The organism is Mycobacterium sp. 1245801.1, assembly GCF_001673055.1.
GTDB lineage: Bacteria > Actinomycetota > Actinomycetes > Mycobacteriales > Mycobacteriaceae > Mycobacterium > Mycobacterium europaeum_A.
Genome location: NZ_LZKY01000389.1, coordinates 1 through 5,613, shown reverse-complemented (window position 1 = coordinate 5,613; position 5,613 = coordinate 1). Strand labels below are relative to the sequence as shown.

1 protein-coding gene is annotated in these 5,613 nt (G+C 68.2%); it reads left to right on the top strand.

Annotated elements, in window-relative coordinates; all coding sequences use genetic code 11:
* Positions 1-5,613: non-ribosomal peptide synthetase (locus A5622_RS24585; protein WP_156753081.1), on the top strand; the 5,613-nt coding region annotated here is incomplete at both ends.

The following is a 5,613-nucleotide window of genomic DNA, read 5'->3' as shown; positions in this document are numbered from 1 at the left end:
CGGCTCGTCTCGGCCGTGAATACCGATCTGGACGCCGACCTCACCGTCCGATCCCTGTTCGAGGCACCCACCGTCGCGGAGCTGGCGCCGCGGATCCGCGGGGGCGGGACCAAGCTCGCGCGGGTGGCGCCGGTCGACCGGCCCCCCGTGGTGCCGCTATCCTTCGCCCAGTCCCGGCTCTGGTTTCTCGACCAATTGCACGGGCCGTCCCCGGTCCATAACATGGCCGTCGCCCTGCGACTGAGCGGACACCTGGACACCGACGCGATGGGCGCCGCCCTGGCCGACGTGGTCGGCCGCCACGAAAGCCTGCGCACGGTCTTCGTCGCCGACCAGGGAAGACCTCGCCAAGTCGTCCTCACAGCCGAGTCCACCGCCGCCGCCTGGCAGGTCATCGACGCCGACGGGTGGTCGATAGAGCGACTCGGTGCTGCGATCGGCACCGCGGCCCGGCACCACTTTGATCTGTCCGACGAGATTCCTCTGCGGACAACGCTTTTCCGGCTCGACGACGACGATCACGTGTTGGTGGCGGTGGCCCACCACATCGCCGCGGACGGGTGGTCGCTGGCGCCGCTGGTGCGTGACCTCGGGACGGCCTATGCCAGCCGGCGCGCCGGCCGGGTGCCGGACTGGGCGCCGCTGCCGGTGCAATACGTGGACTACACGCTGTGGCAGCGTGCGCAATTCGGCGACCTCGAGGACCCGGACAGCCCCATCGCCGGGCAGCTCGCCTACTGGGAACAAGCCCTGGCGGGGTTGCCCGAACGCGGCGAGTTGCCGACGGATCGGCCGTATCCGTTGGTGGCCGATTATCGCGGGGCGAGCGTGGATATCGACTGGCCCGCGGAGTTGCAGCAACGGGTGCGCGCGGTGGCGCGGGCACACAATGCCACCGAGTTCATGGTGATGCAGGCCGCGCTCTCGGTGCTGCTGGGCAAGCTCAGCGCGACTTCCGATGTCGCCGTGGGCTTTCCGATCGCCGGACGCAGCGATCCCGCGCTGGACGACGTGGTGGGCTTCTTCGTCAACACCCTGGTACTGCGCGTGGATCTCGGCGGCGATCCCAGCGTCGCCGAACTGTTGGCCAGGGTGCGGCAGCGCAGCCTGGCGGCATACGAACACCAGGACGTGCCCTTCGAAGTGCTCGTGGAGCGGCTCCGTCCCAGCCGCAGCCTGGCCCACCACCCGCTGGTCCAGGTGGTGTTGGCCTGGCAGAACCTGCCGTGGCAGCATGACGGCCCCGCCGCCGGACTGGAATTGGGCGACGTGCAGGTCACGCCTCTGCCGCTGGACACCCAGGTCGCCCGGATGGATCTCGTCTTCTCGCTGAACGAACGGTGGACCGAGGACGGCCGGCCGGGCGGCATCGGCGGAGCGGTGGAGTTCCGCACCGACGTGTTCGACCCGTCGAGCATCGAAACGCTGATCGAGCGGTTTCATCGGGTGCTGGCGGCCATGACCGCCGATCCGGCTCAACGATTGTCGTCGATCGACCTGCTCGACGAGGCCGAACGCGAGCGGCTCGACGTGGCCGGTAACCGCGCGATAGTCACCGCGCCGCCGATGGCGTTGGTGTCGATTCCGGCGTTGTTCGCCGCGCAGGTGGCAAGCGCTCCAGGGGCCGTGGCGATCACCTTTGGCGCGCGCTCGTTGACCTACCGCGAGCTCTACGAGTCGACGAACCGGTTGGCGCACTTGCTTTCCGAGCGGGGCGCGGGCCCGGGTCAGCGAGTGGCGGTGGTGATCCCGCGGTCGGCCGAAGCGATCGTGGCGATCCTCGCGGTCCTCAAGACCGGGGCGGCGTATGTGCCGATCGACCCGAGCGTGCCGGCGGCGCGGTTGGAGTTCGTGCTCGGTGATGCTGCGCCGATCGCCGCGGTGACCACCGCCGAGGTGCGCGCCCGGCTGGACGGGTTCGCCGGGGTGATCGTCGACATCGACGACCCCGCCGTGGCAACCCGGCCCACCACCGGGCTTCCGGTGCCGGCGGCGGACAGCATCGCGTACCTCATCTACACGTCCGGCTCGACGGGAATTCCCAAGGGAGTGGCCGTAACCCACCGCAATGTCACCCAGCTGCTGGAAGCGATCGACGCGCGACTGAGTGCGGGCGCGGTCTGGACCCAGTGCCATTCATTGGCGTTCGACTTCTCGGTGTGGGAAATCTTCGGGTCGTTGCTGTATGGCGGGCGTCTGGTGATCGTGCCCGACGACGTGGTCCGATCGCCAGAAGACCTGCACGCGTTGTTGGTTCGCGAGCAGGTCAGCGTGTTGAGTCAGACGCCGTCGGCGTTCTATGCGCTGCAAAGCGCTGATGCGTTGGCCCCGGAATTGGGTGAGCGGTTGAAGTTGCAGACGGTGGTCTTCGGTGGTGAGGCGCTCGAGCCGCACCGGTTGGCCACGTGGTTGCACCGTCACCCGGGCCCGCCCCGTCTGGTGAATATGTATGGCATCACCGAGGCGACGGTGCACGCCTCGTTCCGGGAGATCGTCGACGGGGACGTCGACAGCAACATCAGCCCCATCGGAACGCCTTTGGCGCACTTGGCCTTCTTCGTGCTCGACGGCTGGCTGTGTCAGGTGCCCGTCGGTGTGGTCGGTGAGCTGTATGTGGCCGGCGGCGGCCTGGCGACCGGCTATGTGGGCCGCCCGGGCCTGTCGTCGACGCGGTTTGTCGCCTGCCCGTTCGGGGCACCCGGCGCGCGGATGTATCGCACCGGTGACCTGGTCCGCTGGGGCGCCGACGGGCAGTTGCAGTACCTGGGCCGCGCCGACGAGCAGGTCAAGATCCGCGGCTACCGGATCGAGCTCGGCGAAATCCGCGCCGCTTTAAGCGAATTGGACGGCATTGAGCATGCGGCGGTGATCGCCCGTGAAGACCGGGCCGGCGACAAGCGTCTCGTCGGCTATGTGACCGGAGTCGCTGACCCGACCGACATTCGGGCCTGGTTGGGTCAGCGGCTCCCCACATACATGGTGCCCTCGGCGGTGGTGGTGCTCGAGGCGTTGCCGCTGACCCCCAACGGCAAGCTCGACATCCGCGCGCTGCCGCCACCGGAATACTCCGACGCCGACCGCTACCGGGCCCCGACGAGCGCGATCGAGGAGATCCTGGCGGGCATCTACGCCCAGGTGCTCGGTGTGGAACGCGTCGGCGTCGACGACTCCTTCTTCGACCTCGGCGGCGACTCGCTGTCGGCGATGCGCTTGCTCGCGGCGGTGAACACCGCCTTCGACGCCGGCGTTTCGGTGCGGACGCTGTTCGAGGCGCCCACGGTGGCACAGTTGGCGCCGCGGCTTGCCGGTGCTGGCACACAACGGATTCCGCGGCTGCGGGCGGGTGCACGGCCGGAGTTGGTGCCGTTGTCGTTCGCGCAGTCCCGGTTGTGGTTCATCGATCAGTTGCAGGGACCGTCGCCGATGTACAACATGCCGGCGGTGCTGCGAGTGCGCGGTCGATTGGACGTGGAGGCCCTGCACGCCGCCCTCCTCGACGTGGTGGCTCGACATGAGAGTTTGCGCACGGTGTTCGCCGTCTCCGACGGGACACCGCGGCAGGTGGTGATTCCCGCTGAGCGGGCGCAAGTCGGGTGGGACGTAATTGATGCCGCCGGTTGGTCGCCGGCACGGATAAAGGAGGGTGTGGATGCCGCAGCAAGGTACGCGTTCGATCTCGCAAGCGAAATACCCATACAAACAAAGCTATTCCGTCGCGGCGATGACGAGCATGTGTTGGTGGCGGTGGTCCATCATATTGCTGCGGATGGTTGGTCGCTGAATCCACTGGTGCGCGATCTGGGCACCGCCTACGCCAGTCGCAGCGGCGGCCGGGCGCCGCAGTGGGCGCCGCTGGCGGTGCAGTACGTCGACCACGCGATCTGGCAGCGGACGCAATTCGGAGACCTGGACGATCCGGACAGCCCGATCGCTGGGCAGCTGGCCTATTGGGAACGAGCCTTGGCGGGGTTGCCCGAGCGTATCGAGCTGCCTACGGATCGGCCGTATCCGTCGGTGGCTGATCATCGCGGGGCCAGCGTGGGCATCGACTGGCCCGCGGAATTGCAGCAACGGGTGCATGCGGTGGCGCGGGCGCACAACGCCACCGAATTCATGGTGGTGCAGGCGGCTTTGGCGGTGCTGCTGGCCAAGATCAGTGCGAGTTCCGATGTGGCGGTGGGCTTTCCGATCGCCGGCCGCCGTGACTCCGCGCTGGACGACGTGGTGGGATTCTTCGTCAACACCCTGGTGTTGCGCGTGGATCTCGGAGGTGATCCCAGCGTCGCCGAGCTGTTGGCCCGGGTGCGTCAGCACGTCCTGGCGGCCTTCGACCACCAGGATGTGCCCTTCGAGGTGCTGGTCGAGCGGCTCAACCCCAGCCGCTCCCTGGCGCATCACCCCCTGGTCCAGGTGATGCTCGCCTGGCAGAGTGCCAACGCGGCGGAGCTTCGTCTGGGGGACCTGCAGGTCAGCGCCGAGCCGGTCGAAACAGGTACCGCCCGTATGGACCTGACGTTCTCACTGTCAGCCCGCTGGAGCGACGACGGCCGGGCCGCCGGGATCGGCGGAACCGTCGAATTCCGCACCGACGTGTTCGACCCGGACACCGTTAACACCCTGACCGAGCGACTGCGGCGGGTGTTGGTCGCCATCACCGACGACCCGCATCGCCGACTGTCCTCGATCGATGTGCTCGACACCGCCGAATGCGCGCGACTCGGTGCGTGGGGCAATGTGTCGGCGTTGGGTCGTGCGGTGGTGCCGGTGTCGGTGGTGGAGTTGTTCGGCGGGCAGGTGGCGCGGACTCCGGATGCGGTGGCGGTGACGTTCGAGGGCCGGTCCATGTCCTATCGGGAGCTCGACGAGGCGGCCAATCGGTTAGCGCATCTGCTGGTCGAGTCCGGCGCGGGCCCGGGTGAGTTTGTCGCGCTGCTGTTGTCGCGGTCGGCCGAGGCGATCGTGGCGATCCTGGCGGTGCTCAAATCCGGGGCGGCCTATCTGCCGATCGACCCGGCGCTGCCGGCCGCGCGGGTGGAATTCATGCTCACCGATGCCGCCCCGATGGCCGCGGTCACCACCGCCGAGCTGGCCGAGAAGTTCCACGGCTTCGACCTGACCGTCATCGACGTGGCCGATGCGGCGGTGGCGGACCAGCCGAGCACCCCGCTGCCGGCGCCGTCGCCGGCTGATGTGGCGCATGTGATCTACACGTCGGGGACTACGGGTGTGCCCAAAGGTGTTGCGGTGAGCCACCATAACGTTGCGCAGCTCTTCGACGATCTGGATATCGGGGTCGAGCTGTCGGCCGGGCAGGTGTGGACGCAGTTCCACTCGTATGCCTTTGATTTCTCGGTGTGGGAGATCTGGGGGGCGCTGCTGCATGGTGGTCGGTTGGTGGTGGTTCCCGAGGTGGTGGCTCGGTCGCCTGAGGAGTTTCATGCCCTGCTGGTGGGTGAGGGTGTGACGGTGTTGACCCAGACCCCGTCGGCGGCCGGGATGCTGTCGGTCGAGGGGTTGGATTTCACTGCGTTGGTGATCGGGGCCGAGCCGTGTCCGCCGGAGCTGGTGGACCGCTGGGCGCCGGGCCGGGTGATGGTCAATGTGTATGGCCCC